Source organism: Rhodobacter sp. NTK016B (assembly GCF_017303295.1).
Lineage (GTDB): Bacteria > Pseudomonadota > Alphaproteobacteria > Rhodobacterales > Rhodobacteraceae > Pararhodobacter.
On the sequence record NZ_JAFKOK010000010.1, the window covers coordinates 104,264 to 130,766 of the forward strand.

A 26,503-nucleotide genomic window follows, 5' to 3' on the forward strand; every position below is an offset into this window, starting at 1 on the left:
CCCCGCGTTGCGGGGGACGGAAAGGACGCGACAGATGAAGACACCCCTCGCCGCACTGGCCCTCGCCACGACCCTGATCGGGGACGCCCATGCGCATGACGTCGAGATCGGCGCGCTGACCTTCGGCTTCATCAAGCTGACCGACATGGCACCGCTCGCGATAGCCGCCGAGCTGGGCTATTTCCGGGACGAGGGCCTTTCCGTCACGCTGGAAGCGCAGGCCAATTGGCGCGTGCTGATCGACGGTGTAATCTCGGGCACGCTGCAGGGCGCGCATATGCTGGCCGGGCAGCCACTGGCCGCGACCATCGGCTACGGGACCGAGGCGCATCTCGTCACGCCCTTCTCGATGGATCTCAACGGCAACGGGATCACCGTGTCGAACGCGGTCTGGCAGCAGATGCGTCCGCATATCCCCTCGATGCCCGACGGACGCCCGGTGCATCCGATCAGCGCCTCGGCTCTGGCGCCGGTCGTGCAGGACTTTCGCGACAGCGGCATCCGGTTCGACATGGGCATGGTGTTCCCCGTCTCGACGCATAATTACGAACTGCGCTACTGGCTGGCCGCCGGGGGTCTGCATCCGGGTTTCTACAGCCCCGACGATCCCGGCGGGCATATCGGTGCCGATGTTTTCCTGACGGTGACCCCGCCGCCGCAGATGCCCGCCACGCTCGAAGCCGGGTCGATCCACGGCTATTGCGTGGGCGAGCCGTGGAACCAGCAGGCCGTGCAGCGTGGTATCGGTGTGTCGGTCATCACCGATTACGAAATCTGGCCCAACAACCCCGAAAAGGTGTTCGGCCTACGCGCCGATTTCGTCGAGGAATTTCCCAACACCACCCGCGCCATCGTGCGCGCCCTGATCCGCGCGGCGATGTGGCTCGATGCGAATGACAATGCGAACCGCTCGCGCGCGGTCGAGATCCTGAGCCAGCCGCGCTATGTGGGCGCCGATCCGGGGGTGATCGCGGCCTCGATGACCGGCACGTTCGAATACGAACCGGGCGATGTGCGCGCGGTGCCGGATTTCAACGTGTTCTTTCGCCATTACGCAACCTACCCGTTCTATTCCGACGCGATCTGGTACCTGACGCAGATGCGCCGCTGGGGGCAGATCCCCGGGGCACAGAACGATCAGTGGTATCTGGATGTCGCGGCCTCGGTCTATCGGCCCGATATCTACATGGACGCCGCGCAAAGCCTGATCGATGACGGCATCGCCTCGGCCGGGGATTTCCCCTTCGGCAGCGACGGGTTCCGCCCGCCCGTGATGCTGATGGACGGCATCCCCTATGACGGGCGCGTCCCCAATGGCTATATCGACAGCCTTCCAATTGGACTGACCGGCACGCAGACGATTATCGACGGCACCGTCGTGGAGTGAAGGCGCGCCGCCGTAACGCCCGGTGCCGCATGCTTTTCGTGGTGCACCTGTGCCGCGTGTCTCCCTTGTCCGCGACCCGGCGCGTGATACCTTCCGCCGATGGCGAGCGGACAGGCAGCACCGAATGAACGAGGTTTGGCAGGGGTCTTCGCGCTCTTGCTCGCGCGCCCGGTGATACCGGGACTGGTGCTGGTCCTCGTGACCCTTCTGGCCCTTTGGCAGACCACGCAGATCCGGGTTGCGGTCGACCTGTCCGGGCTGATCGGCAACCAGACGCAGGGCGCGCAGGCGATGACCCGGTATTCCGAGCGGTTCGCGCCGTTCCGGGCCGAAGAAGTGCTGTTGGTTCGCGCGCCGAGTTTCGCCAGCGAAGAGGCGCTGGACGCGCTGGAGGATCTCGTCCTCGAGCTGCAATTCGTCGATGGTGTGGCGCAGGTGATCTCGCTTCCCGGCCTGCCCGCGCCGGGGCGCACGGGCGCATGGCTGACCGGACCGGAACTGGCCGATCTGCCGCCCGGCGAACGACTGAGACAAATGCGCACCGAAAGCCCGCTTGCCGCGCAGATGATCGCCGAAAGCCTCGACGCGACGCTGATCTCGGTCGCGGCAGAACGCGGCGCGCTGGGCGACGCCTTTGCCGAGCGCGTCATGGCCGCCGCCGACAGCGTGCCCGGGCTCGATGTCACGCCCGTGGGCCTGCTGGAAGTGCAGCGCGCCATCGCGGTCGAGCTGATCCACGATCTGGGCGTGCTGGTGCCGGCGGCGGTGCTGATCTGCCTGCTGATTTCGGGCGTGCTGTTTCGCTCGCTGCGCGCGGTGGCGGTGATCTCGCTGCCACCGATCGCCGGGCTTGTGTGGTTTCTGGGCTTTCTGGGCGCGACCGGAACGCCCATCGACCCGCTGATGGGCGCGCTGCCTGTCGTGCTGATCGTGCTGGCCTTCTCGGATTCGATCCATGTCTATCACGCCGCAATCGGCGCCCTGACCACGGATACGCCGCGCGCCACCGCCTTGGCGCGGGCGCTGGCGCAGACGGCCCCCGCGGCGGCGTTTACCTCGCTCACCACGCTGATCGCCTTCGCCTCGCTCGCGTTGCCGGATTCGCCGTCGCTCAACGCGATGGCCTGGACCGGGGGCGTGGGCATGGTGCTTTGCCTTGCCGCCGTGCTGGCGATGACGCCGGTGCTGATGTGGGCCCTGGGCGTGCCGCGCAGGGGCACGCAGGCGCCGGGGCTGTTCGCGCGCGTCGTCCCGCCCGCTTTGGCGTTGGCGCGGCACGGGCGGGTCGTGGTGGTGCTGGCGGTGCTGGTGCTGGGCGGAGTCTGGGCGCTGCAAAGCCGCTCCGAGGTCGGGTTTCGCTACGCCGATTATCTGCCGCAGGGTGCCCCGGTGACCGAAGCGCTGGCGATGATGGATGACAGCGGGCTTGGCTCGGACCGGATGCTTGTGGTGATCGAGGCCGATCCGGACGCGCCGCTCGACCGCGTCCGCCGGGCGGCAGCGGCGATCTACGGACCGGGCGCATCGGGTTTCACCGAGGGCGAAACCGGCGCGCGGATGCTGGACCGGATGGCCGCGCGAGATGGCAGTGCCCATGCCTTGCCGGTGCAGATGCCTATCGCCGCAAGCGACATCCGCGCCGACGAGGCGCTGTCGGCTCTGGAAGCGCGCCTCGCCGAGGCCGGTCTGGCCGGGGCAAGCCACGTGGTCGGCCCCGGCTATGCGCTTCTGGTCGAAGGGCCGCGCATCGTTGAAAGCCTGCGCTTCGGGCTTTACGCGACGATCCTGTCGATCACGTTGCTGGTGGCGCTGGTCTATCGTTCGATCCGGCTCGCGCTGGTCGGGCTGGTGGTGAACCTGATCCCGATCATGGGGGTCGAGGCGTGGCTGGTCCTTCTGGGGCGCGAGGTGACGATCATGAACATGATCGCGCTGACCGTGGCCTTCGGCATCGCCATCGACGACACGCTGCATTTTCTCAACCGCTTCCGTCTGGCGCGCGGCGAAACCGCCGACCGCGTGACGCAGGCCGTGCGCGAAGCGGGGCCACCGATGGCCGCGACGACCCTGATCCTGCTGGCCGGGCTGGTGGTGACACTGGCCTCCAGCCTGCCGGGGCTGTCGATCTTCGGCGGGCTGATCGCGCTGGCGGTGGGGCTGGCGCTGGTGGCCGACCTGTTCCTTCTGCCCGGCCTGATCCGATGGAGTATGAAATGACCCGATTGTCAGCCGCGATCCTGGCCACGCTGTGTCTTGCCGTCCCGGCCTCGGCGCAGGTGCTGCCCGGTTTCGCCGGGAATTGGGAGGGCGACGGCACCCTCACCCGGGCGGGCGAACCCGCCCAGACCTTTCGCTGCCGGTTGCGGATCGTCCCGCTCGAGCTGCGCGAGGCGCAGTTCGTCGGGCGCTGCGTGACCGCGCAGGGATCGCAGAGCGTCAACTATACGCTGACCGAAAGCCCGGACGGCGCGCTGGTCGCGACCGACCGCAGGCCCCTGCCCGACACGCGCCCGGCTGAACTGACGGGAACCGCCAGCATCGGGCAATTGCGCTTCAGCGACGAAAGCGGCGCCGGGGTGACGCTGATCCGCGCGGGCGAGACGCTGCGTTTCGAAATCGCGGGAGAAGACGAGGCCGGGCGGGTGCGCGGCGCGGCGGTGTTGCAGTTGCGCGACTAGGCCCCACGGGGGCGGCGCTGACTGCTTTCCATTCCCGCGCGTGGCCCTTAGAACCGAAAGACCAGCGGGATGACCCCGCCCAGGCGAGGCGGAATGAACATAATCACCACGACCGATGCCCTGGCCGCGATCTGCGCCGAGGCCGCCCACGAGCCCTTCGTTACGCTCGACACCGAATTCCTTCGAGAACGCACCTATTACGCCAAGCTCTGTCTTGTGCAGATGGCCCTGCCCGGCAAGGGGCCTGAGCGCGCCTATCTGATCGATCCGCTGGCCGAGGGTCTGTCGCTGGACCCGCTTCTGGACCTGATGCGCAACAAGGATGTGGTGAAGGTCTTCCACGCCGCGCGGCAGGATCTGGAAATCTTCTTCATTGATGGCGGGGTGATTCCCGAGCCGCTGTTCGACACCCAGATCGCGGCGATGGTCTGCGGTTTCGGCGAACAGGTGGGCTACGAGACGCTGGTCAAGAAGATCGCCCGCGCGCCGCTCGACAAGACCTCGCGCTTTACCGACTGGTCGCAGCGCCCGCTGACGGATGCGCAGCAACGCTACGCGCTCGATGACGTGACCCATCTGCGCCAGATCTACGAACATCTCAAAGCCGCTATCGAGCAAAACGGTCGCGCCGCCTGGGTGGCCGAGGAACTGGCGGTGCTGACCTCGCCCGAAACCTATATCTCGCGCCCCGAAGACGCGTGGAAGCGCGTGCGTACCCGCGGTCAGTCGGGCAAGTTCATGGCCATGGTGCGCGAACTCGCCCGCTTCCGCGAAGATTACGCGCAGACCCGCAATGTGCCGCGCTCGCGCGTGTTCAAGGACGACGCGCTGCTGGAACTCGCCTCGACCAAGCCCGAAACGATCGAGGCTCTGGGCCGCTCGCGGCTGCTGTTGCGCGAAGCCCGGCGCGGCGAGATCGCCGAGGGCATTCTGGAAGCCGTGCAGCAAGCGCAGCGGCTGGGTCCGAAGGACTGGCCCAGCACCGCCGATGAAGGTCCGCCGCTGCAGGTGAACCCGGCACTGGCCGATCTGCTGCGCGTTCTGCTGAAGGCCAAGGCCGACAGTGCGGGCGTCGCCCAACGGCTGATCGCGCCGACCTCGGATCTGGACGCCATCGCAGCCGGCAAGCGCGACGTCGATTGCCTGAAGGGCTGGCGGGCCGAGCTGTTCGGCGCCGATGCGCTGCGGCTTTGCGCGGGCGATCTGGCGCTCTCGGCCAAGGGGCAGCAGGTGCAGGTAATCGAAATCTGATCGCGCCCCCGGCGGCCACGCCCCAAAGGCAAGCAAAGAAAACCCCGGATCGCAGCTTGGCGTTCCGGGGTTTTTTGTTTCTTGCAGCAGTGCCGTGTCGAGGGTTGTTCAGCCGCCGATCTCAAGCACCTCGTTGCGGCCACTGCGGACATAGCGCAGCTCGCTCTCACCAATAGCCGCGACCTGCCCGCCATCCAGCCGGTCGCCCACGCCGACGCGCACGACGCGGCCATTCGACATCCGCACCAGCGCGCGGCGATTGTTGGGGCTGCCGAACACGGCGATCAGATTGACGCGGTTCAACCGGATCCCGTCTTCCTCGGTGGCCTGCCGCGCGACCGAGGCCGAGCTGGGGATCACCGGGTCGTTGCCGCCTGCGACGTTGGTCGGCGCGGCGGCAGCGGGCGCAGACGCGGCAGCCGCTGCGGCAGCGGCCAGAACTTCGCGGCCCCGGACCTCGACATCGTCGGGACGCGCGCCGGGCATCGGCGATGCCGCGACAGCCTCGGCGGTGGCGCCGGACAAGTCGATTTCCGGTTCGGTCGCTGATTCAGGCGCCGCCTCGGGCACCAGATCGCTGGGACGGCGCTGCGGGCGCAGCGCATCCAGCGCCAGCCCGCCCGGTGAGGGCGCTTCCAGCGCCGCCAGTTCGGTCGTCGCGGCACCGTCGCCGGTCCGCGTCGCCGCGCTGTCTTCACCCGCGACGGCGGGATCCGCCGGAGCAAGCGCGGCGGTATCGGTCTGCGCATCGGTCGCGGGCGCAAGCTGCGTCTGATCGCCCGGCGCTTCCTGCGCGCGCTCGGCCTCGAGCCGTTCACCGATCTCGCGCACCGCTTCGGGGCGCGGCTGCGGACGGGCATCGGCCAGTTCCGGATCGGCGCGCGGCGTGTCGTCATAGACGACCTCGGGCTCGGCCGGCGTTTCGGTCACGGCACCCGTCGCGTCCGGCGCCGCCTCGCCCACCGCAGCGGCGATGGCGCTTTCGATGGCGGCGGCGACCGGCTCGTCGCTCGGCGCGGGCGCGACCTCAGCGGTGGTTTCGGGCGCCGGTTCCTCGGCCGCGTCAGGCGCAGCTTCGGCGGCGGGTTCGGGCGCAGCTTCGGGCGCGGCGGGCAGGATCGTGCCTTCGCGCGGCGCGGGGACGGTATCGGGACGTCCGGCATAAACCGTGACCCCCGAGGGCGTCAGCGCACCTTCCGGCGTCGCCACGACCAGCCCGCGATCATCGAAGACGAACTCGGTGCCGAAGGGCGGCGGCGGGGGCGGCGGGGTGAACGCGACCTCTTCGACCGGCGGCACCGCCATGCCCGACGGCAGCGAAAGGCTTTGCACAGTTGCGGTTTCGCTGTCGAGCTGCGGCGAGTCGCTGGCAATGGCGACCGGCGCCTGCGCGCTGTCCTCGCTCCCCTGAGTGCTCGCATCCTGCGCGGCCTGCGGCTCGGGCGTCGCCGGGGCGTCTGCCCCGGTCGCGGCATCGGCCAGCGTGGTCTCTGCCGGGGTGTTGGCCTCTGGCGCTTCGGTCAGGGCATCGGCGACAAGGGCGTCAACCTGCTCTTCGGGCAGCACCCCGTCGCCCGCCCCGTCGGGGGCCGTGCCCCCTGCATCGGCGAGCACCTCGGTACCCGGCGTCTCGGTCGCGGCTGTGTCGGGCGCATCAAGGGCGGCGGGCACCCCGATCCCCTGCTCTGCCGTGGCCAGCGTTTCGGGCGCTTCGATCCCGGTTGCGCCGTCAGAGCCGGTGTCCGTGGACAGCGTCTGTTCCTGGCTCGACGCGATCTGCGTGTTGTCCGAGCTGCTGAAATAGATGGCCCAGACCGCGACAGCGATCAAAATCAACAGGGCGCCGCCAGCGGCCATCAAGCCGCGTTGGGCGAAATTGCCTGTGTTCTTCTGCGCCCCGCGCGCGCCGAAAATCGTCATCGCTTCGGCTTCGCGGGCCTTGTCCTGTTCGCTGACGGGCGGGCGCGAGGTCGGAACCGAGGCTTGCAGTGGGGCGTTGCGACGCGGCGCGTCCCCGGACGTGGTCGCGGTCTTGCCCGGCGCCGGACGCGCGGGCGGCGTGCCCGAAGGCGCCGCCGGAGCGGGCACCGAAGCGGCCGAGGTTGCGGTTCCAGTCGCGACGGGCGCCGGCGCATCCGCAGGCTTTTCCGCCCGCTTGGAAGCAAGCTTCGTGCGCGCGTTCTGCGCCGCAGCCCCCGCACCCGCGAACATACCGCGCGCGCGCTCAAGCAGACGCTGTGCGCCTGCCGGTTCGGACGAGGACGAGGCCGTCGCACCGCGCGTCACGGCCAGACGGCCGCCGGGGCCGGTCTTGGCATCGCTCGGCGCAGGGTTGCTGGAGGCCACGACGGGCGCCGGACGGCGTCGCGAGGCGAACGAGACGGGCTCAGCTGCCTGACCGGACGTATCGGGCGTTTTCGCGTCGCTTTTCCCGGTCGCGCCCTTTGCGGCCTCGGCCTTGACCTCGGACGCGGTGGGGATTTCAGGCGCGTCGCCCGCCACAGCGGGACGGACCGGCGGCACTGCGCGCTTGGTCGCCAGTTCGGCGGGCAAGGCGGGTTTGGCGGTGTCTGGCGCGTTCTGCTCGCGGCGCAGGCGGCTGCCCATGCGACGCACCAGACTGCCGACGCCACGCTTGCCGCCGTCTTCCGCCGGAGCGGCGGAAAGCGGCGGCGTGCGCGGACGGGCCAGACCGGCCTCGGAGGTATCCGACATGGGACGCGGCGGGATTTCGACCTTGGGGCGCGCAGGAGCAGAAGCGGTGGTGCTCGGTGCAGCTTTCGCCGGTGCCGATGGGGCAGCCGGGCGTGGATTGGCGACGTCGGGCGCGGCGGACGGCACGACCGGATCGGCCTTGGCCGCAGGTTGCGGCGCGGGCTTGGCGGTCTTTGCCGCAGCGGGCTTTGGCTCGGGTTTCGGTTCAGGCTTCGGTGCTTCAGCCTTCGGCTCGGAGGCGCTTTGTCCCGATGTCTTGGCCGAGGGCTCGGCAGGCGGCGGCGCCTTGGCAGCAGGCGCGGCGATCTCGCGGATCGGCTCACCATCGGGCTGGACATGGTCGCCCTGCGCCAGATAGCGCGGTGCGGCCATCGTTTCGCCGAAGAACGGCTCGCCCGAGAATTCGCCCGGCCCGGGCTTGGCAACAAAGGCCACCGGGTTGAACCCATAGCCATCGGCGAAGGACTCGGCCTCGATCAGCGTCTCGCGCGCGGCGATGACGACCAGCGCATATTCGTCCTCGACCGACCAGTCATAGGCCAGTTCCTCGATCCGGTAGGGCGTCAGCCGCTCGATCTCGGCTTCGATCTGATAGCGCCGTGCCTCGTCCGTGGGCCCCGGCGCGACCACGCTGGTATAGCGGACTTCGCTTTCGGGCAGCACCAGCTTGGTGCGCAACCCGCCCGGCTCGAGCTGCTCGGCTTGCGTGACCAAACCTGCACAGGCTTCGGCGATGTTGTCGTTGTCAAAGTCGACCGAACCGACATGCGCCCAACCGCCAGAGGTGCGGTGGAGCAGTTCGACACCTTCGTTCGACAGCTTCAGAGCAAAATTTGGTTTCATACCGCGCGTTTATCACAGCCAACCTGAAAGAGCCGAGTCACCGGCTTGTGTGTTCCAATGCGTATAGCAGGAATCCGCCGAAGGAAACAAAAAGCCCGGCAGTGATGCTGCCGGGCCACAATTCTTTGATCGTTTTCGCGCGAAAACGCTTCAGGCCGAGGCTTTCGCCAGCGCCTGATCCAGATCGGCGATGATATCGTCGGCATCTTCGGTCCCGATTGACAGCCGCACGAGGTTCGGCGCGGCGCCTGCGGCCTTCTGCTGTTCGGGCGTCAGCTGGCGGTGCGTGGTGCTGGCCGAGTGGATGACCAGGCTGCGCGTGTCGCCCAGATTGGCCACATGGCTGAACAATTCCAGCGAATCCACCAGTTTGACACAGGCGTCATAGCCGCCCTTCAGCGTGACAGTGAACAGCGCACCGGCGCCTTTGGGGACGATTTTCTCCGCGCGCTCCTTGTAGGGCGAGCTGTCGAGACCGGCAAAGGTGACACCTTCGACCGCCGGGTGCTTTTCCAGCCACGCGGCAACCTTCGAGGCGTTGGCGACGTGCTTTTCCATGCGCAGGCTGAGCGTTTCGATGCCCATCAGCGTGTAATGCGCGGCCTGCGGGTTCAGCGTCATGCCAAGGTCGCGCAGTCCGATGGCGATGCTGAAAAAGGTGAAAGCCAGCGCGCCGAAGGTCTCGTGGAACTTCAGGCCGTGATAGGCGGGCTCGGGCTGCGACAGCGACGGGAACTTGTCCGAGGCCGACCAGTCGAACTTGCCCGAATCGATGATCGCGCCGCCGGTCACGGTGCCGTTGCCGGTCAGGTATTTGGTCATCGAATGCACGACCAGCGTCGCGCCCATCTCGATGGGCTTGGCGAGGTAGGGCGTCGCGGTGGTGTTATCGACGATCAGCGGCAAGCCGTGCTTGTCGGCGATCTTGGCCAGCGCCGGAATGTCGCTGACATAGCCGCCGGGATTGGCGATGGTTTCGCAGAACACCGCGCGGGTATTCTCGTCGATGGCGGCTTCGACTGCGGCCAGATCGTCGGTGTCGACAAAGGTGCATTCCCAGCCGAAGCGTTTGAAGACCTGCGTGAACTGCGTGATCGTGCCGCCGTAAAGACGGGTTGAGGCGACAATGTTCTTGCCCGGCGCCATCAGCGGATACAGCGCCATGATCTGCGCCGCGTGGCCCGACGAGGTGCAGACCGCGCCTGCGCCCCCTTCCAGCGCCGCCAGCCGCTCGGCCAGTGCCGCGACGGTCGGGTTGGTCAGGCGCGAATAGATGTAGCCCACTTCCTGCAGATTGAAGAGCGCCGCCGCGTGGTCGGCATCGCGGAAGACGTAGGCGGTGGTCTGGTAAATCGGCACCTGCCGCGCGCCGGTCGCCGGATCGGGGCGCGCGCCCGCGTGGATTTGCAGCGTGTCGAAACCGTAGTCTTGGGCCATCACGACCTCCCTGTCTGATGTCATCGGGTGCTGCGCGACGCTAGTGTATCGGCCCGGGGCGTACAACTGTCCTCGCGGTGCCCGCAGGCGGGCCGGGGCGGAACATTGTTGTCCTGCGCCGCTCGCTTCTTTGGACGACGTTCCGCGCTTGGCACCCATGCCGGACACTTGATCCGCTGAGGACGCGCAACGCGCGACGATGGTTCGGCGCAAGAAATCTCAACCTAGGGGGCGGGACGGATCAGGCACGCGGATCGAAAGAAAAAGCGCCCCGGGAAATCCCGAGGCGCCGACTTGATTGAAAAGGGATAGAATAAGTTTTGGTGATGAAACCCGGCAAACCCGGCGTTCTTGAAAAATCTCCGTCTCAACAACTTTCGCGGCAAACCCGCTTGGATACCCGTAGGTCGGTTAACCCGGCGCAGGCGTTCAAACTTTTTCGCCCGATCCGAGATTTTTTTCTGTTCCCTGCGAAACAGCCCCCGGCGCAGAAAAAAGCCCCGGAGCAAGCTCCGGGGCAGGTATGGGACAGACGGCGATGCACAGGGCTGACAGAGCGGGAACGCGGGAGGCGTGGCTGGCTGTGGCAGCGGGTCTTGCAATGTCGGGCCGTGTGGCATCGCCTCTATGGGTCGCGCGAGGGGCGGACCCGGTTCAAACTTTTCCGCATTGGCATGAAGGGGGCACGACAACGCGCCAGAAAGTGGTGGATAACTGCGTAAAGGGCCGCCGGTCTGGAAACCGGCGGCCCGTAGGGGGGGGGGCAGATCGATGCGGTGGCCTGCTCAGCAGCCGCCGTGGACCAGCCCGTAGCCGAAATCGGTATTGCGCCCGCCCGGTCCCAGCGGCTGCACGTCCGAGCGCAGGGCCGAGCGGATCGCCGCGACCGAGCCCCGTCCCGCCGCCATCTCGCGCGCGGCAAGGGCGGTGACGATGGGCGTCGCGAACGAGGTGCCGCTGACATAGCCGCCGCCGCTTTCGCTGGCGGCGTAGATATCGACGCCGGGCGCCGCGAATTCCAGCTCGGGGCCGGTATTGGCCATCCGGAAGCGACGCCGCGCGGCATCGACGGCGGTGACCGCGATCACCTCGGGCGCGGCGGCGGGCCACGCGACGACAGGACGCCGCTCGTTCCCCGAGGCCGCGATCAGGATCGCACCCCGGCTTGCCGCCGCCCGGATCGCCACGCCCAGAGCCTCGTTCGGCGGCCCGGCGAGCGACAGGTTGATCAGGCGCACACCGTTGCTCACCAGCCGGTCGATCGCCTGCGTGATCCGCTCGACGCTGGCCATGTCATTCTCGTCCCGGGTGCTGAAGACCGAGACCGCGTACAGCTGCGCGCCCTGCGCAAACCCGGCAAGCGCGCCGGTATCGTCCTGCCCCACGAGCAGCGTCGCCACTGCGGTACCATGATTTTGCGACGGCACCTGCCCGGTCGGCACCAGCGTCTCGTAGGTCACGTTGACCCCGCGCAACGCCGGGTGGTCGGTATTCACCGGCCCGTCAATCATGCCGATCCGCACGGACGACGACACCCGGCAGCGCCCCGGCGCGGTATCGCCGATCAGATCGGGCGCATAGATCCGCGGGCTGCTTGCGCTCTGCGCAAAGTAATAGGCGTGCTGGACAGCCAGAACCGAGGACGGCGCCATCCGCGACAGCGCCTCGTCGATGCGGGCGCGCGAATACTGCGTGGGCAGGATCGCCACGGTGCTGGTCTGGCCCAGCGCGTCGAGCGCGTGGACGCGCAGGACTCGCCCGCGCACGCTCTCAATCGCCGCGCGCACGGCATCGGCATCGCCCTGCGGCCCGACAACGATCCATTCCGGCTGACCGTTGGGCGTGGTGAGAATCCGTACCGGACGGCTGCGCCCTTCGCGACGCGCCGGGGCGTGGCCGATCCCGTAATCGTGGTATTCGTGCGGAACCTCTGTCCCCGGCCCCTCGCCCCCGTCGGTCTGCGCAAGCGCGACCGGCGCCGAAAGCAATGCGGCAGCCAGAAGAACAACAAAACGGCGGATTGTTCTGGATCGCTTAATTCCGGGCATTCTCCACGCTCTCGACAATTCCTTCCGCTGACCGGAGGATCCCGGCCGCGTTTTCCACATCCGCGCCTTCGAGCACATCGAGCCGATACAGGCCCAGCGCCGAGGGACCCGCGACGATTTCAAGCTCGGCATCCAGCAACACGTCCCGGATCGCGGCCTCGGTCGCGTCGGCGGCAAACCCCACCACCAGCGCCCCGCGCGCCTCGCCCCCGGCCAGCACATAGCCCGCCGGTGCGACATTGACCTCGAAACTGGTGGGCGGGCGCATGAAATAGCTCTGCGCGACGATGCCCAGCACCGCCACCGCCGCCACCGCCTGCCACAGGGTCGTGCGCGATCTGAGCTGCGCGATCACGCCCCGGCGCCCATCCGTTTCGGACCCGGCGCGGTAATCTGCGTCGCGCACGCTCTGGCGGTCGACATCGCGCATAAGCCGCGCCAGACCGAATTCGCCGGGTGCGTTCACCTCTTCGGCCTGCATTTCGCGCCGGATGGTCGCCAGCGCGTCACGCTCGGCCGCCAGACGCGCGTCGTCGGCGACAAGCGCTTCAATCTCGGCCCGTGCTTCCGCATCAAGCGTGCCATTCACCAGAAACGGCAGATCCAGTTCGATCTCTTCCCGGGAACGGGTCATGCAACCACTCTCCCCTGTATCCGGCCCGACAGGCAATGCAGCAGCAGCTTCTTCGCGTGATGCAGCCGCGACTTGATCGTGCCCTCGGGGACACCGGCGATCTGGGCGATCTCGGCGCAGGTCATGTCTTCGTAGAAGGCCAGCGAGACCGCGCTGCGATGATCATCCGACAGCGTGCCCATGCAGAAGCGGAGATGCTCGGCTTCCTGCTTCGCGGCGAAACCCGCATCGGCGGCCTCGGCGACGTCGCCGGTTTCGGGCACCTCATCGGTCACCGTCACCCGCGCGCGCTTGCGATGGGCATCGATAACCTTGCGATAGGCGATTCCAAAGATCCAGGTACGCACTTGGCTTCTCCCCTCGAAGCTGGCGGCCACCCGCCATATGTCCATGAAGACTTCGTGGAGTATGTCGGCCGCCTCGTGCGGATCGTTCAATCGCGAAACGATGAATTTGTAGACCGGGCGCTCATAGGCACGATACAGCGCGGCCAGGGCCTGCTTGTCCCCCTGCCCGACCTGCTGAACCAGAAAATGATGGTTCTCGCTCATGTGCCAACGCGCCTTTGATCAATGCGTCGGACGCTACACCAGGATCGGGACACAGGGAAGCACCCAGCCGCCCGCGAACACTCATGCTTTGGCAAAGCTCACGGAAACCGACCCGAAGCCTCCGAAATCGGCATCGAAGACACTTCCGGGGGGCGCTTCGACGGGGCGCACGAAGGATCCCGACAGCACCACTTCGCCCGCCTGCAGCCCCTCGCCATACTGCGCCAGCCGCCTTACCAGCCAGACGATGCCCGTGACCGGATCGTCCAGCACGCCCGCGCCCAGCCCGGTTTCCTCGACCACGCCGTCGCGCTTCACGATCGCCCCCGCCCAGCGCAGATCGATGTCGCGCGGATCGTGGCGCTGACGGCCCAGCACGATCCCCGCATTGGCGGCATTGTCGCTGATCGTATCGGTAATGACCCGCGCCCGCCCCGTGGCCGGATCTGCGCGCAGGATGCGGGTGTCGAGGATCTCGAGCGACGGCGCCACCGCCTCGGTCGCATCGAGCACCGCCTCGCGCGTGACATCGGCGCCCGACAGGGGGGCCTTCATAACAAAGGCAATTTCTGCCTCGATGCGCGGCTGGATGAAACGCCCCGCAGGGATCTCGGCGCCGTCCTCGAACAGCATGTCATCGAACAACACGCCCGAATCCGGCGTGTCGATCTTCAGCGCATCCTGCATGGCGCGGCTGGTCAGACCGATCTTCCAGCCGATCACCGTCCGCCCCGCGGCCTTCCTGTGCGCCACCAGCGCCGCCTGCACGGCATAGGCATCGTCCAGATCCATGCCGGGATGGGCCAGCGACAACAGCCCGATCTGGCGCCCATCGCGCTCGGCCTCGAACAGCGCGCGCCCAGCGGCCTTGTGCTCGTCCGGCGTCATTCGTCCACCACCCCGTTTCGCAGCACACCGATGCCCGCGACCTCGATCTCGACCACATCGCCGGGCACAAGGTATTTCGGCGGATCGAACCGCGCGCCCGCGCCGGTGGGGGTGCCGGTGACGATCATGTCGCCGGGCTCGAGCGTGGTGAAGGTCGAGATATAGGCGATCTCTTCGCGGATCGGGAACATCATCCGGCTCAGCACATCATCCTGCCGGACCTCGCCATTCACCCGTGTGACGATCCGCGCCTCGTCCAACTGCGCGGGATCGTCGAATGGCACCAGCCACGGCCCGATCGCACCCGACTTGTCCCAGTTCTTGCCCTGCGTGACATTGAATTTCGCATGCCGCACCCAGTCGCGGATCGTGCCCTCGTTGCACAGCGTCAGCGCGGCGATATGGTCGTACGCATCCTCCGCCGCGATCCGCCGCCCGCCCTTGCCGATCACCACGACAACCTCGCCCTCGTAATCCAGCGTATGGTTCTCGGGCGGGCGCATCAGCGGCTCGCCGTGCCCCGTGAAGCTCGACGGGAAGCGCGGGAAGAGCGACATGTATTTCGGCTGGGACGAGCCATCCTTGTATTCGGCATTGCGGTCGGGGAAGTTGACCCCCACACACAGGATCTTGCCGGGATCGGGCACCGGAACGGCATAGGTGAACTCGCCCTCGGGATGCGTCACCGCCCGCCCCGCGCCCGCCTTGACCAGATCGCCCAGCGCGCCCGCCGCGATCACATCCTTCAGCGTCGCCCATTGCGGAAATTCGTCAGACAGCGCGACGAAACCGCCCTGCGCCATCAGCCCGTAGACCTGCCGCCCCCCGGCCTCCACCGTCGCGATCCGTGCTTTCATCTTTAATCTCCAAATATCCTCGGGGGTGGCCGGAGGGGGCAGACGGCCCCCTTCGGCGCGGCGAGCGCGAGGGGGCGCGCAGCCCCCTCGCCCGACGTCACGGGGCCACGATCGGCTGCGCCTTCAGCGCCGACGCCACCAACTGTGCGCCCTCGAAGACGGATCCTTCCTCGAACCACGACCGCGGCGCGGGGGCGCCCCACAGGGTCTGGCGCTGCGGGTCCTTCAGATCCCACTTGATCGGCTCCAGATCCGGGTCGACCGTCATGTAATCCGAACAATAGATCTCGATCCGGTGTCCGTCGGGGTCGCGGATATACAGGAAAAACGCGTTCGAGATCCCGTGCCGCCCCGGACCGCGCTCGATATTGCCGACATAACCGGTGGTTGCCATCAGGTCCAAAAGGTCGATGATGTTCAAGGGCGTCGGCACCCAGAAGGCCGTGTGGTGCAGCCGCGGCCCGGTGCCGTTGGTGAAGGCCACATCATGCACGCCGCCCTTGCGGTGCATCCAGGCGGCCCAGCATTTCCCGGTCTCGGCATCCTCGGTATATTCCGTCACCCGGAAACCGATCGAGTTGTAGAACGCGACAGAGGCGTCGACATCCGACGAGAACATGTTGAAATGGTCGATCCGGAGCGGCTTCACCCCCCGGTAGAGCTTGTATTGCTGATGGATCGGCGGCAGGCGGTCCATGCGGCAATAGAATTCCAGCGGGATGCCGAATGGATCACGCGTGCGGAAGGTCCGGCCGAGAAAGGGTCGCTCGACCCAGTCGACGCCAAGCCCCTGCGCCTCGAACCAGGCTGCGGCCTTGTCGAGTTCCTGCTCGTCGAAGACCTTGAAGCCCAGACCGCCGACATACGCGGTGTCGGATTGCACCAGCGCGATGCAATGGTGGCCGCGCTCCTCCATCGCCCGCAGATAGATGATGCGATCATCCTCGTCGGTGACCTGCAGGCCCAGCGTGTCGACATAGAAGGCCCGCGAGGCCGCAAGATCGGTCACGCCGTATTCCACATGGCTCAGGCGGACGATGTTGAAGGGCGGGTAGAGATTGGGTTCGGGGATCGGCATCGGGAACTCCTCAGACCGGGAAAATCACGTTGACCTGTCCGGTACCGGACGACGGGAAATAGGGGGTCACGATCTCGCACTGGCCGGTATAGTCATCCCAGCCCAGCGCGCCATACAGCATCGCCGTATCGTGCATCGCGCCTTCGCCTGAGCAATGATGCGCGTAATCGCCCAGCATTTTCAGGAACGTGGCGTGATCACCGCGCTGCCACATCTCCAGCACCATCAGATCCACCTGCCGGTTGAATTCCGAGCTGATGGTGAAGGTGCCGTTATTGGGCGCGTATTCCTTGTTCGACCAGATCTTGTGGCTGAGCGAGCCCGAAGCGACCAGCATCACGCGGCTGTCGCTGTCTTCGATCGCTTTGCGGATCGCCTGTCCCAGCACCCGGCTTTCGTCATGGCCATGCACCGTGCAGAAAGCCGCGACCGAGACGACCTTCATGTCATGCTCGCGCGCCATGAAGCTCATCGGCACCAGCGTGCCGTATTCCAAGTCCAGACTGTCGAGCCGGTGCGCCAGCGTATAGACGCCCATATCCGTGGCCGTCCGGGCGATCGCTTCGCCCAAGGCCGGATTTCCCCGGTGGGAATAGGGCATGTCGCGGATGAATTGCGGGAATTCGGACGAGGTCAGCAGCCCTTCGAAATGGTCGTTGGCGTTGACGTGGTAGCCTGCATTGACCAGCCAATGCGTGTCGCAGATCACCACCGTGTCCACGCCCAGCGCCTTGGCGCGGCGCGCGATTTCCAGATGGCCGTCGATGGCCGCCTGTCGCTTGCCCTTGATCGGGCCCTCCTGTTCGGACATCTGCAATGTCGGAACATGGGTCATCTTGGCGGCGAGAACGAGGTCGCCCATATCTGTCTCCTCCCAGAGTGATCGCGCGTTTCCCGGGGGTTGTCAGGCGCCCAGCTGCTGGATCTTGTGGCTTCCCAGCGCGAAGGACGTATTCTTCGTCTCCATGTAGAAATCGAACGACCAGTCGCCGCCGTCACGCCCCACGCCCGAGGCTTTGACACCACCGAACGGCGTCGGCAGATGGCGGACATTTTCAGAATTCACCCAGATCATGCCCGCTTCCAGCTTGTCGCTGAAATTGAGCGCGCGGGTCAGGTCGTTGGTCCACAGATAGCCCGAAAGGCCGTATGCCACGTCATTGGCGATATCGAGCGCTTCGGCCTCGTCCTTGAAGGTGATCGAGGTCAGGAAGGGGCCGAACACCTCTTCCTGCGCGATGCGCATCTCGCGCGTGGCGCCGGTGAACAGCGTGGGTTTCACGAACCAGCCCTGCTCACCCTCGCGCGCGCCGCCCGCGCGGCAGACCGCGCCTTCGGATTTGCCGATGTCGACATAGGACATGACCTTGTCGTAATGCACCTTGTGGATCAGCGGCCCGACCTCGGTCGCGGAATCCAGCGGGTGGCCCACCTTGATCCGCTTCACGCGCGCTTCGAGCTTTGCGTGGAAGTCCTCGGCCACGCTTTCCTGCACCAGAAGCCGCGAGGACGAGGTGCAGCGCTCGCCATTGAGTGAATAGATCATGAAGATCACCGCATCCAGCGCGCGCTCCAGATCGGCGTCTTCGAACACGATCACCGGGTTCTTGCCGCCCAGTTCGAAATGCACGCGCTTCAGCGTGTCGGCGCCCTGTTTCATGATCATCGAGCCGGTTTTCGATTCGCCCACGAAAGCGATGGCCTTGATGTCGGGATGCTCGGTCAGCGCGCGTCCCGCATCCTCGCCGAACCCGTTGACGAGGTTCAGTACCCCGTCGGGCAGCCCCGCCTCGCGGCAGATCTCCGACAGGATGCGCGCGGTCAGCGGGCTGAACTCGGCCGGTTTGTGCACCACCGTGCAACCCGCGGCAAGCGCGGGCGCGATCTTCCACGTCGACAGCATGAAGGGCGTGTTCCACGGCGTGATGACACCGACCGGGCCGATCGGGTGGCGCGCGGTCACGTTCATCTGGCCCGGGGCGAACAGGGTCTGCCCGTCGCGCGCGCCCGGCGCCTGATCGGCGAAGAAGCGGAAATTCTCGGCCGCGCGCAGCGCCGCCTTGGACATGAACCGCCACGCCTGCCCGGTGTCCCAGCATTCGCAAAGCGCGATTTCCTCGGCGCGTGCGACGATGGCGTCGGCAATGCGGTGCAGGATCTTCTTGCGTTCCTTGCCGTCCATCGCGGCCCATGCCGGGAACGCGCCCTTGGCGGCCTTGGCGGCGGCGTCGACATCCCCGGCGGTCGAGCGCGAGACGCTGCAGATCAGGCTGTCATCGACCGGCGAATGCGTGTCGAAAGACCCGCCCGAGCCCGGCACGTCCTTGCCGTCGATCAGGTTCATGATACCGCCGTCGCGGAACCGGGCGAGATGGGTGTCGAGCTGGGCGAGACGGGTGGCGAGATCACTCATGCTTGCATGTCCTTCGGCAGAAAACGGCGGATTGAGCTTGTCTTGGGGCTCAGCTCGGGATCGATGTCGCGCATCTCGAGCGAGAGCATCAGCGAATTTTGCGCGAGATCCTCGGCGCAATAGGCTTCGAGGGCCGCGAACAGATGGTTCGTCGCCCTGAGCTTGTCCTCGGGGCTGCGGCCACCGCGCAGGCGGACCGCGATATCGATAAAGGCGTGCTTGGGATCGCCATCGGCAATCAGCACGTGATCGGCGGCGAAGGCGCGCACCCGGATGCCGGCGGGCGGGAAAACGCCCGTCTCGACCGCCGCGTCGCGCAACACGCGCAGAAGGCCCGGCATATCGAGTCGCTCTTCCAGATTGCGCGAATACTGGATCTGCAGATGCGGCAAGGCTCCCCCCTTTCCAATTAATTGCTTTGTTAAGGGTTAGGCGCACGAATGTCAATCGCTGAATCGCGGGTCGCTCCCGCTTAAGTTGCGTTGGCAACCCCGCAAAGCGCTTGCCTAGGCGGCGATGTTCGGCCACTGCTTGTTCATGAGTAAGACCTCTCTCCGCACGACTTCCCGCTCTCTGCCGATCGCCCTGTTGCGCGCGCGGGAGACCGTCATGGGCCCGGTTCGCGAGATGCTCGCCGATAGCGGCATCAACGAACAGAAATGGCGTGTCCTCAGGGTGCTGGACGAATCCGGCGCGCTGGATCAAAGCCTTCTGGCCGAGAAAAGCTGCCTGCAGCTTCCCTCGCTCACCCGCATCCTGCGCGCGATGGAGGAACAGGGCCTTGTCACCCGCGCGATGGATCCGGGCGACCGCCGGCGCTCGATCGTCAGCATCTCGAAAGCGGGGCAAAGCGTGATCCAGGACCGGGCCGACGCCAACCGCAAGCTCTTCGACCGGCTGGAAGCGGCCTATGGCAAAGAGCGCATGGAGACGCTGCTCGATATGCTGGAAGATCTCAACAACACCGATTTCCGCGACTGATTCCCGGCAGGGTGCGATTGCCTCAGATGATGGGTGGAACTCAGCCGCCGGGATGCCTAGTGTCTGGGGCGTCACCAGCCCCCGGAATTCGATGAGTCAGACCTACCAGGTTCTCGCCCGCAAATACCGCCCGGAAACCTTTGCCGATCTGATCGGGCAAGAGGCGATGGTGCGCACGCTGAAAAACGCCTTCGAGGCGGATCGCATCCACCATGCCTTCGTGATGACGGGCATTCGCGGAACCGGCAAGACGACCACCGCGCGGATCATCGCCAAGGGGCTGAACTGCGTGGGGCCTGACGGCAATGGCGGCCCCACGACCGAACCCTGCGGCGTCTGCGAGCCCTGCCGCGCGATCACCGAGGGACGGCATGTCGACGTGATGGAGATGGACGCCGCCAGCCGCACGGGCGTCGGCGACATCCGCGAGATCATCGATTCCGTGGCCTATCGGGCTGCAAGCGCGCGCTACAAGATCTACATCATCGACGAGGTGCACATGCTCTCGAACAGCGCGTTCAATGCGCTGCTCAAGACGCTGGAAGAGCCTCCCGCGCATGTGAAATTCATCTTCGCCACGACCGAGATCCGCAAGGTGCCCGTCACCGTGCTGTCGCGCTGCCAGCGCTTCGATCTGCGGCGGATCGAGCCCGAGGTGATGATCGCGCATCTGCAAAAGATCGCCGGCAAGGAAAACGCGCAAGTCGCGGACGAGGCGCTGGCACTGATCGCGCGCGCCGCCGAAGGCTCGGTGCGTGACGCGATGAGCCTGCTCGATCAGGCGATCAGCCACGGCGCGGGCGAAACCGGGGCCGATCAGGTCCGCGCGATGCTGGGCCTTGCCGACCGCGGCCGGGTCATGGACCTGTTCGAAGCGGTGATGCGCGGCGATGCGGCAGGCGCGCTGGAAGAGCTGGCGGCGCAATATGCCGACGGCGCCGACCCGGTCGCCGTGCTGCGCGATCTGGCCGAGATCACCCATTGGGTCAGCATCATCAAGGTCACGCCCGGCGCGGCCGAGGATCCGACCGTCGGTCCCGACGAGCGCCAGCGCGGCAGCGATCTGGCCGAGCGGCTGGATCTGCGCATCCTCGCGCGGATGTGGCAGATGCTGCTGAAATCGCTCGAAGAGGTCGCGATGGCACCGAACGCGATGATGGCCGCCGAAATGGCGATCATCCGCATGACGCATGTCGCCGAACTGCCCACCCCCGACGAGCTGATCAAACGGCTGCAGGACAGCCCTCCGCCCCCCGCGCCGAACGGCGGCGGTGGTGGCGGTGGCGGTGGCGCGCCGGCCATGGGCGGCGGTGGCGGCACGCAGGCGATGGGGCGCGGGATGCCCCCGCGTGGTGGCGGTGGCGGTGGCGGGGCGCAGGCGGCGCTGGCCGGGCAGGTCAACGCGCTGGCGCAGTATGCCACCTTTGAAAGCGTCGTCTCGCTGATCCGCGAGCGCCGCGACATCCGGCTTCTGACAGAGGTCGAGACCTGCCTGCGGCTGGTGCGGTATTCGCCCGGCCGGATCGAGTTCGAACCCACCGACAACGCCGCGCCCGATTTCGCAGCGCGGCTGGCCGGACGGCTGCAGAACTGGACCGGCGCGCGCTGGGGCGTGTCGATCGCGCAGGGCGGCGGGCAGACCATCGCCGAGGTGCAGGCGGCGGAAGACGCCGCGCGCAACGCGCAGGCGCTGGAGGATCCGCTGGTCAAGGCGATCTTCGACGCCTTTCCCGGCGCCAAGATCACCGCCTTCAACGCCCCCGCCGAAACCGTGCAGGAGGTCGCCGAAAGCGCCCTGCCCGAGGTCGAGGACGAATGGGACCCGTTCGAGGACTGAGCACCCTCGCCTTGCGGCCTGCAGGCCCGGTGCCTACATGTTCACCAACACGGATCACGGACCACGGGAGCAGATCATGCTGAAGGGATTGGGCGGCCTCGGTGGCTTGGGCGATATGTCCAAGATGATGAAGGCCGCACAGGAAATGCAGGAAAAGATGGCCGAGCTGCAGACCCGTCTGGACGACACGATCGTCGACGGCGAATCCGGCGCGGGACTGGTGCGGGCGACGGCGAATGCCAAGGGCGTGCTGAAAAGCCTGTCCATCGACCCGTCGATCTTTTCCGCCGACGACAAGGAAGTGGTCGAGGACCTGATCCTCGCCGCGATCAAGGATGTTCAGTCCCGCGCGCAGGAGCGCACGAAATGGGAAATGGGCAATCTGGCCGAATCGATGGGCCTGCCGCGCGACATGAACCTTCCGGGGATGTGACGTGGCGAACGCGCCGGGCGAGATCGAGGCGCTGATCGCGCTGATGTCGCGGCTGCCGGGGCTTGGCCCCCGCAGCGCCCGGCGCGCCGTTCTGCACATGCTGAAAAAGCGCGGGCTTGTGATGGAGCCGCTAGCGCAGGCGCTGTCTCGCGTGGCGCAGACCGCGCGTGACTGTCAGGTCTGCGGCAATATCTCGGATCACGACATCTGCCCCATCTGCACCGACGAGACGCGCGCGACCGGCGTCGTCTGCGTGGTCGAGGATGTCAGCGATCTGTGGGCGATGGAGCGCGCGGGCGGCTTCAAGGGTCGCTATCACGTGCTGGGCGGAACCCTCTCGGCACTGGAATCGGTGGGCCCCGAAACCCTGCGCATCCCGGCGCTGGTGGACCGCATCGGCGTCGAGGACGTGAGCGAGGTGATCCTTGCGCTCAATGCCACGGTCGACGGTCAGACCACCGCGCATTACATCGCCGAAACCCTCGCGCCCACCGGCGTCTCGGTCAGCGCTCTGGCGCGTGGACTGCCGATGGGGGGCGAGCTGGATTATCTCGACGACGGGACAATTGCCGCAGCGCTGGCGGCGCGGCGGCAGCTCTGATCAGGCGTATTCCGCGTCGTAATGCCGAACCCGCACGCGGCGCGTCGACACCAGATGCCGGGGCTTCGCCCAGGGAAGCGGGAAACGCGCGGTGGCGCTTTCGGTGACGACCCATTGGGCCCAGCGTGACCTTGCCATGACTAGAATCCTTGCCTGTCAGCGCGCTTTGGCGCCTTTCCCGGTCAGATTGACCCTGGAATGAGGCCAAAACGGGGCAAAGGCCGGGATTCTTTCCGTCCAAGAAACGGCTTAGAGCCGGATGGCAGAAATCAGCCGGCCATAATCGGCCTGGTTCTGATGCACCGAGCGGCGGTAGGAATAGAACTGCTCGGGGCTGGAATAGGTGCAGTGCCGCGTCCAGCTGGCCGCGCCCACGCCTGCCTCGCGCAACCGCCTCAGGCCGAAGCCCGGCAAGTCGAACAGGTAGCGGTCGCCTTCACCATTGGCGAAGAACCATTCGGCCTCGGGGTCTTCGGTCAGGAAGGTGTCCAGAAATTCCGGCCCGACCTCATAGGCGCGCTGGCTGATGCACGGCCCGATCACCGCCGAGGTTTCAGCCCGGTCGCCGCCCAGATCCTCGATCGCGTCGAGCGTCGCCTCAAGGATGCCGCCCAGCGCCCCTTTCCAGCCCGCATGAACCGCGCCGATGACCCCGGCAGACGAATCGTGCAGCAGAACCGGCATGCAATCGGCGGTCAGGATCGACAGCGCGAGGCCCGGCACATCGGTGACCATCGCATCGCCTTCGCCCTGCTCACCCGGCCCGGTAACCGTCACGACCTTGGCCGAATGCACTTGCCGCACGCCCAGCAATGCCTCGGGCGGAACGGCCATCGCGGCGGCAACGCGGGCGCGGTTGATCGCCACCACCTCGCGCTGATCGGACGAGCCGCCACCGCAATTCAGCCCCGCGAACACGCCCGACGAGGCCCCACCCCGGCGGGTGAAAAAGCCGTGGCGGACCTCGGAGAGATCGTCAGATGTCAGGATTTCCAATGTCATCCGTCATCCTTGGCTGCGGAACGGGCGGCGAAACCGGGTGGAAGAGGGGCGCCGTCAGGCACCAACGCGAGCGCCTTGAACAACGTTCCCATTTCCGCGGCATGGGTCAAGCGGCGAAACGCGGCAATATGCGCATCGAGCGCCGCACCGTCGAGCGATTGCGCCAGCCGCGCGGCACGGGTCTCGATCCCCAGCGCGGCCAGAAGCATCCCCTGCGGCGTCAGGGCGCTGGCGGTGAGCGGCCGGGCGAAACGCGCGAGGGCTTCGAAATCGACATGCGCGGTCAGGTCGGCCAGCCCCGGACGGGCGAAGGGGTCGGCATAGGCGTGGTTTTCCAGCGCCTGAAACGTGTCCCCTTTCGAACGCCAGTCGCCGTAATCGACGATCAGGGCCGCGCCGCCATGACGGGCGATGCGGCCCGCCACTGCCTCGACCGCCGCGCGGGCTGGCGGACAGGTTTCGACGATGTCGCCGTCGCGGGTATCGGCCAGCCGGTGGTGCAGATCGGCAAGCGGCGCGCGGGGCGACAGGCCGGGGCCAAGGGTTTCGCCCTGCAGGCCCACGACGACCTCGCGCCAGCCCTCGCCATCGCGTCGGAACTGACGAATCGGCAGGGCATCGAAGAATTCGTTGGCCACAAACCATGTCGGCGCTGCGGGCAGCGCATCGAGACTGTCCAGCCATTCGACCGGCGCCCCCGTCAGCCGCTCGGCCTGTGCCTTGCGCAAAACGGGCGAGGCCTCGATCAGCCGGATCGTCACGCGGTCATGAAAGCCCGGAACGCCCCGTGTGGCGCGCCAGATATCGGCCATCAGCGTGCCCCGGCCCGGCCCGGCCTCGGCCAGAACGGCGCGCGGGGCGCCCTGATCGAGCCAGCTTTGCGCAACGCACAGGCCGATCAGCTCGCCGAACATCTGGCTGATTTCCGGCGCGGTGGTGAAATCTCCCGCCGCGCCAAGCGGATCGCGGGTCGCGTAATAACCATGCTCGGGGTTGAGCAGGCATTCCGCCATATACTCGGCCAGCGAGATCGGCCCCGTCGCAGCGATGCGCCGTGCAAGGATCGCGGCCAGTTCCGTCATGCGGGCGCGGGCGCCCGGCGCCGTGACCACACGATCAGCGCGATGCCGATCAGCAACATGGGCAGGCTCAGCGTCTGGCCCATCGTCAGCCCGAATTCGCCCAGACGGATCACGTAGCCCTCGGGGTCACGCGCCAGAAACTGGTCGTCGGGCATGCGCCAGAACTCGACAGCGATACGCGACAGGCCGTAGATCGTCAGGAAGGTGCCGGTGATGAACCACGGACGCTTCAGGCCACCGCGCCGGGTCACCAGATACCAGATCACCAGCCCCAGCAGCAGGCCTTCCAGCCCGGCCTCGTAAAGTTGCGTCGGGTGGCGCGCGCAGATGCCCGGCCATGCAGGCGGGCAGACGCTGCCCATGCCGGGAAACACAACGCCCCAGGGCAGGTTGGTGGGATGCCCCCAAAGCTCGGCATTGATGAAATTCGCGACGCGGCCCAGCCCCAGCCCGACAGGGATGACCATCGCCATGGAATCGCCCACCGCCGAAGCCGGGATGCCGTTCTTCCATGCGAACAGGAAACCTGCCGCCGTCGCGCCCGCCAGCCCGCCATGGAAGGACATGCCGCCTTCCCAGACCTGCAGGATCTGCAGCGGATGGGCGAGGTAATAGGCCGGCTGATAGAACAGCACAAAACCCAGCCGCCCGCCGAGGATCACGCCTAGGATGATCCATGTCAGCAGGGATTCGACATGCACCGGCGTCATCGGTGCGGTATCGCCGCGCCACAGATGCGGGCGTTTCACCGCCGCGACGATCAGCCGCCAGCCGATCACGAACCCGGCGATATAGGCCAGCGCGTACCAGCGCAGCGCAAAGGTGAAGAAGCCCAGATCCAGCGAAAAGATCTCGGGGCGCAGATAAGACGGGAAGTCGATGACCAGTTGCATGGTGGTCCTGTTTGCTTTGCCACGGGTTTCCCGTGGCGGCCCCCGGAAGTCAACCGCGGGGGGCACGGGGACAAGGCGGCAAGACGGGCCCATGCCAACCTTGCGTTGCCCGCCAGCCCGTCCCATATAGGTTTCAAGCCAGTAAAGGAGCGCCCGATGCAGCCCGGCAACAAGATCTTCGACGACCTGTCGAAACTCATGACCAATGCGATGGGTGTCGCTCAAGGCGCCCGGTCCGAAGCCGAAACCGCGATGAAATCGCTGATGGATCGCTGGTTGGCCGACCGCGACTTCGTCACGCGCGAGGAATTCGACGCCGTGCGCGCGATGGCCCAGAAGGCCCGCGAGGAAAACGAGTCGCTCAAGGCGCGCATCGACGCGCTGGAATCGCGTCTCAACGGCTGAGTGCGTGCCGGGTCGATCCCGGCCCGTATCCCTGCTCCCGCTTCACAGCATTGTCATGCCGGCCTAACCTGCCCCACCCGTTTGCGGGTGGGTCTTGTGGTGGGGAGGCAGCATGAAAACGTGGCTCGTGGCCGAGGGGCGACGACTCTGGCGCACCTGCGTCTATTCATGGCGCGGCTGGGCAGCCGCGTGGGCGTCGGAAAAGACGTTGCGGCAATGGACGCTGGCCAACGCGCTGTCGGTGCTTGCTGCGCTGCTTTTGCCGCTCGGCACTGCTGAGCGGGCACTGATCATCGCGCTGGGTCTGCTGCTGCTTGCCACCGAGTTGATGAACACCGCGATCGAGACGGTGGTGAACCACCTGTCGCCGCAGCCCCATCCGCTGGCCGCCAAGGCCAAGGATTGCGGCAGCGCGGCCGTCGCGCTGGCTGCCATCGCTGCGGGGGCGGCCTGGATCGTCGTGTTGTGGGGACTCTGGGCGCGCTGAGG

General features: G+C 66.8%; 25 protein-coding genes. 10 read left to right on the plus strand and 15 right to left on the minus strand.

The window, feature by feature from the left end; all coding sequences use genetic code 11:
• The first annotated feature begins 34 nt into the window (after nucleotides 1-34).
• The 4 genes from JI664_RS14270 (at nucleotide 35) to rnd (ending at nucleotide 5,316) form a co-directional block, all read left to right on the plus strand.
• Entirely contained in the window at nucleotides 35-1,387 is a 1,353-nt protein-coding gene (locus tag JI664_RS14270; RefSeq protein WP_207014424.1) for a CmpA/NrtA family ABC transporter substrate-binding protein, read from the plus strand.
• 135 nt (nucleotides 1,388-1,522) lie between these two features.
• The gene (locus JI664_RS14275; RefSeq protein WP_207014425.1) at nucleotides 1,523-3,604 is read left to right on the plus strand and encodes an efflux RND transporter permease subunit; all 2,082 of its coding nucleotides are present in this window, start codon (nucleotides 1,523-1,525) and stop codon (nucleotides 3,602-3,604) included.
• Nucleotides 3,601-4,065 carry a hypothetical protein gene (locus tag JI664_RS14280; protein ID WP_207014426.1) on the plus strand — a complete coding sequence of 155 codons (465 nt, stop codon included), beginning with the start codon at nucleotides 3,601-3,603 and terminating at the stop codon, nucleotides 4,063-4,065. Before JI664_RS14275 ends, JI664_RS14280 begins: the two co-directional genes overlap by 4 nt.
• Before the next feature lie 93 nt (nucleotides 4,066-4,158).
• On the plus strand, nucleotides 4,159-5,316 hold the full coding sequence (gene rnd / locus JI664_RS14285) for a ribonuclease D (RefSeq protein ID WP_207014427.1): 1,158 nt from the start codon (nucleotides 4,159-4,161) through the stop codon (nucleotides 5,314-5,316).
• A gap of 108 nt (nucleotides 5,317-5,424) precedes the next feature.
• Here the strand turns inward: rnd and JI664_RS14290 are convergent, their stop codons facing one another.
• The 11 genes from JI664_RS14290 to JI664_RS14340 form a co-directional block, all read right to left on the minus strand.
• Nucleotides 5,425-8,874, minus strand: a complete 3,450-nt coding sequence (locus JI664_RS14290) for a hypothetical protein (protein WP_207014428.1) — start codon at nucleotides 8,872-8,874, stop codon at nucleotides 5,425-5,427.
• Nucleotides 8,875-9,024: 150 nt separating this feature from the next.
• Nucleotides 9,025-10,311: an O-acetylhomoserine aminocarboxypropyltransferase/cysteine synthase family protein gene (locus JI664_RS14295; RefSeq protein ID WP_207014429.1), complete on the minus strand. Its 1,287-nt coding sequence runs from the start codon at nucleotides 10,309-10,311 to the stop codon at nucleotides 9,025-9,027.
• Between the two features lie 785 nt (nucleotides 10,312-11,096).
• A complete protein-coding gene (locus JI664_RS14300; RefSeq protein ID WP_207014430.1) occupies nucleotides 11,097-12,359 on the minus strand; it encodes a S8 family serine peptidase in 1,263 nt (420 codons plus the stop codon).
• A complete protein-coding gene (locus JI664_RS14305; RefSeq protein WP_207014431.1) occupies nucleotides 12,346-12,993 on the minus strand; it encodes a hypothetical protein in 648 nt (215 codons plus the stop codon). Before JI664_RS14305 ends, JI664_RS14300 begins: the two co-directional genes overlap by 14 nt.
• Complete coding sequence (locus JI664_RS14310; RefSeq protein ID WP_207014432.1) at nucleotides 12,990-13,544, minus strand: RNA polymerase sigma factor; 555 nt, start codon at nucleotides 13,542-13,544, stop codon at nucleotides 12,990-12,992. The genes JI664_RS14305 and JI664_RS14310 overlap by 4 nt, the downstream gene beginning before the upstream one ends.
• 81 nt (nucleotides 13,545-13,625) lie before the next feature.
• Nucleotides 13,626-14,432 carry a 2-oxo-hept-4-ene-1,7-dioate hydratase gene (gene hpaH, locus JI664_RS14315; RefSeq protein ID WP_207014433.1) on the minus strand — a complete coding sequence of 269 codons (807 nt, stop codon included), beginning with the start codon at nucleotides 14,430-14,432 and terminating at the stop codon, nucleotides 13,626-13,628.
• Nucleotides 14,429-15,289: a fumarylacetoacetate hydrolase family protein gene (locus JI664_RS14320; protein WP_207014434.1), complete on the minus strand. Its 861-nt coding sequence runs from the start codon at nucleotides 15,287-15,289 to the stop codon at nucleotides 14,429-14,431. Before JI664_RS14320 ends, hpaH begins: the two co-directional genes overlap by 4 nt.
• 97 nt (nucleotides 15,290-15,386) lie before the next feature.
• Nucleotides 15,387-16,367, minus strand: coding sequence for a 3,4-dihydroxyphenylacetate 2,3-dioxygenase (gene hpaD, locus JI664_RS14325; protein ID WP_207014435.1), 981 nt, complete (start codon nucleotides 16,365-16,367; stop codon nucleotides 15,387-15,389).
• A gap of 10 nt (nucleotides 16,368-16,377) precedes the next feature.
• Nucleotides 16,378-17,229, minus strand: a complete 852-nt coding sequence (gene hpaD / locus JI664_RS14330; RefSeq protein WP_207014436.1) for a 3,4-dihydroxyphenylacetate 2,3-dioxygenase — start codon at nucleotides 17,227-17,229, stop codon at nucleotides 16,378-16,380.
• A 42-nt stretch (nucleotides 17,230-17,271) separates the two neighbouring features.
• On the minus strand, nucleotides 17,272-18,780 hold the full coding sequence (gene hpaE / locus JI664_RS14335) for a 5-carboxymethyl-2-hydroxymuconate semialdehyde dehydrogenase (RefSeq protein WP_207014437.1): 1,509 nt from the start codon (nucleotides 18,778-18,780) through the stop codon (nucleotides 17,272-17,274).
• Nucleotides 18,777-19,172, minus strand: a complete 396-nt coding sequence (locus JI664_RS14340) for a 5-carboxymethyl-2-hydroxymuconate Delta-isomerase (protein WP_207014438.1) — start codon at nucleotides 19,170-19,172, stop codon at nucleotides 18,777-18,779. The genes hpaE and JI664_RS14340 overlap by 4 nt, the downstream gene beginning before the upstream one ends.
• A gap of 145 nt (nucleotides 19,173-19,317) precedes the next feature.
• Here JI664_RS14340 and hpaR point away from each other — a divergent pair, with 145 nt between their 5' ends.
• The 4 genes from hpaR to recR all read left to right on the plus strand — a co-directional run bounded on the left by hpaR (nucleotide 19,318) and on the right by recR (nucleotide 22,632).
• Nucleotides 19,318-19,761: a homoprotocatechuate degradation operon regulator HpaR gene (gene hpaR / locus JI664_RS14345; protein WP_207014439.1), complete on the plus strand. Its 444-nt coding sequence runs from the start codon at nucleotides 19,318-19,320 to the stop codon at nucleotides 19,759-19,761.
• A gap of 91 nt (nucleotides 19,762-19,852) precedes the next feature.
• A complete protein-coding gene (locus tag JI664_RS14350; protein ID WP_207014440.1) occupies nucleotides 19,853-21,598 on the plus strand; it encodes a DNA polymerase III subunit gamma/tau in 1,746 nt (581 codons plus the stop codon).
• A gap of 76 nt (nucleotides 21,599-21,674) precedes the next feature.
• Nucleotides 21,675-22,031 (plus strand): YbaB/EbfC family nucleoid-associated protein, encoded by a 357-nt coding sequence (locus tag JI664_RS14355; RefSeq protein ID WP_207014441.1) that lies wholly within the window; start codon nucleotides 21,675-21,677, stop codon nucleotides 22,029-22,031.
• A gap of 1 nt (nucleotide 22,032) precedes the next feature.
• Nucleotides 22,033-22,632 carry a recombination mediator RecR gene (gene recR / locus JI664_RS14360; protein ID WP_207014442.1) on the plus strand — a complete coding sequence of 200 codons (600 nt, stop codon included), beginning with the start codon at nucleotides 22,033-22,035 and terminating at the stop codon, nucleotides 22,630-22,632.
• Here recR and JI664_RS14365 read toward each other — a convergent pair whose 3' ends face one another.
• The 4 genes from JI664_RS14365 to lgt form a co-directional block, all read right to left on the minus strand.
• A complete protein-coding gene (locus tag JI664_RS14365) occupies nucleotides 22,633-22,770 on the minus strand; it encodes a hypothetical protein (RefSeq protein ID WP_207014443.1) in 138 nt (45 codons plus the stop codon).
• 111 nt (nucleotides 22,771-22,881) lie between these two features.
• The gene (pgeF, locus tag JI664_RS14370) at nucleotides 22,882-23,634 is read right to left on the minus strand and encodes a peptidoglycan editing factor PgeF (RefSeq protein WP_207014444.1); all 753 of its coding nucleotides are present in this window, start codon (nucleotides 23,632-23,634) and stop codon (nucleotides 22,882-22,884) included.
• Nucleotides 23,631-24,716 carry a class I SAM-dependent methyltransferase gene (locus JI664_RS14375; RefSeq protein ID WP_207014445.1) on the minus strand — a complete coding sequence of 362 codons (1,086 nt, stop codon included), beginning with the start codon at nucleotides 24,714-24,716 and terminating at the stop codon, nucleotides 23,631-23,633. Before JI664_RS14375 ends, pgeF begins: the two co-directional genes overlap by 4 nt.
• Nucleotides 24,713-25,609: a prolipoprotein diacylglyceryl transferase gene (gene lgt, locus JI664_RS14380; RefSeq protein WP_207014446.1), complete on the minus strand. Its 897-nt coding sequence runs from the start codon at nucleotides 25,607-25,609 to the stop codon at nucleotides 24,713-24,715. The genes JI664_RS14375 and lgt overlap by 4 nt, the downstream gene beginning before the upstream one ends.
• 156 nt (nucleotides 25,610-25,765) lie before the next feature.
• On the opposite strand from lgt, the gene JI664_RS14385 reads away from it, so the two are divergent.
• Together JI664_RS14385 and JI664_RS14390 are read left to right on the plus strand one after the other, a co-directional pair.
• Nucleotides 25,766-26,014: an accessory factor UbiK family protein gene (locus tag JI664_RS14385; RefSeq protein ID WP_207014447.1), complete on the plus strand. Its 249-nt coding sequence runs from the start codon at nucleotides 25,766-25,768 to the stop codon at nucleotides 26,012-26,014.
• 112 nt (nucleotides 26,015-26,126) lie between these two features.
• A complete protein-coding gene (locus JI664_RS14390; protein ID WP_207014448.1) occupies nucleotides 26,127-26,501 on the plus strand; it encodes a diacylglycerol kinase in 375 nt (124 codons plus the stop codon).
• Nucleotides 26,502-26,503: the final 2 nt, after the last annotated feature.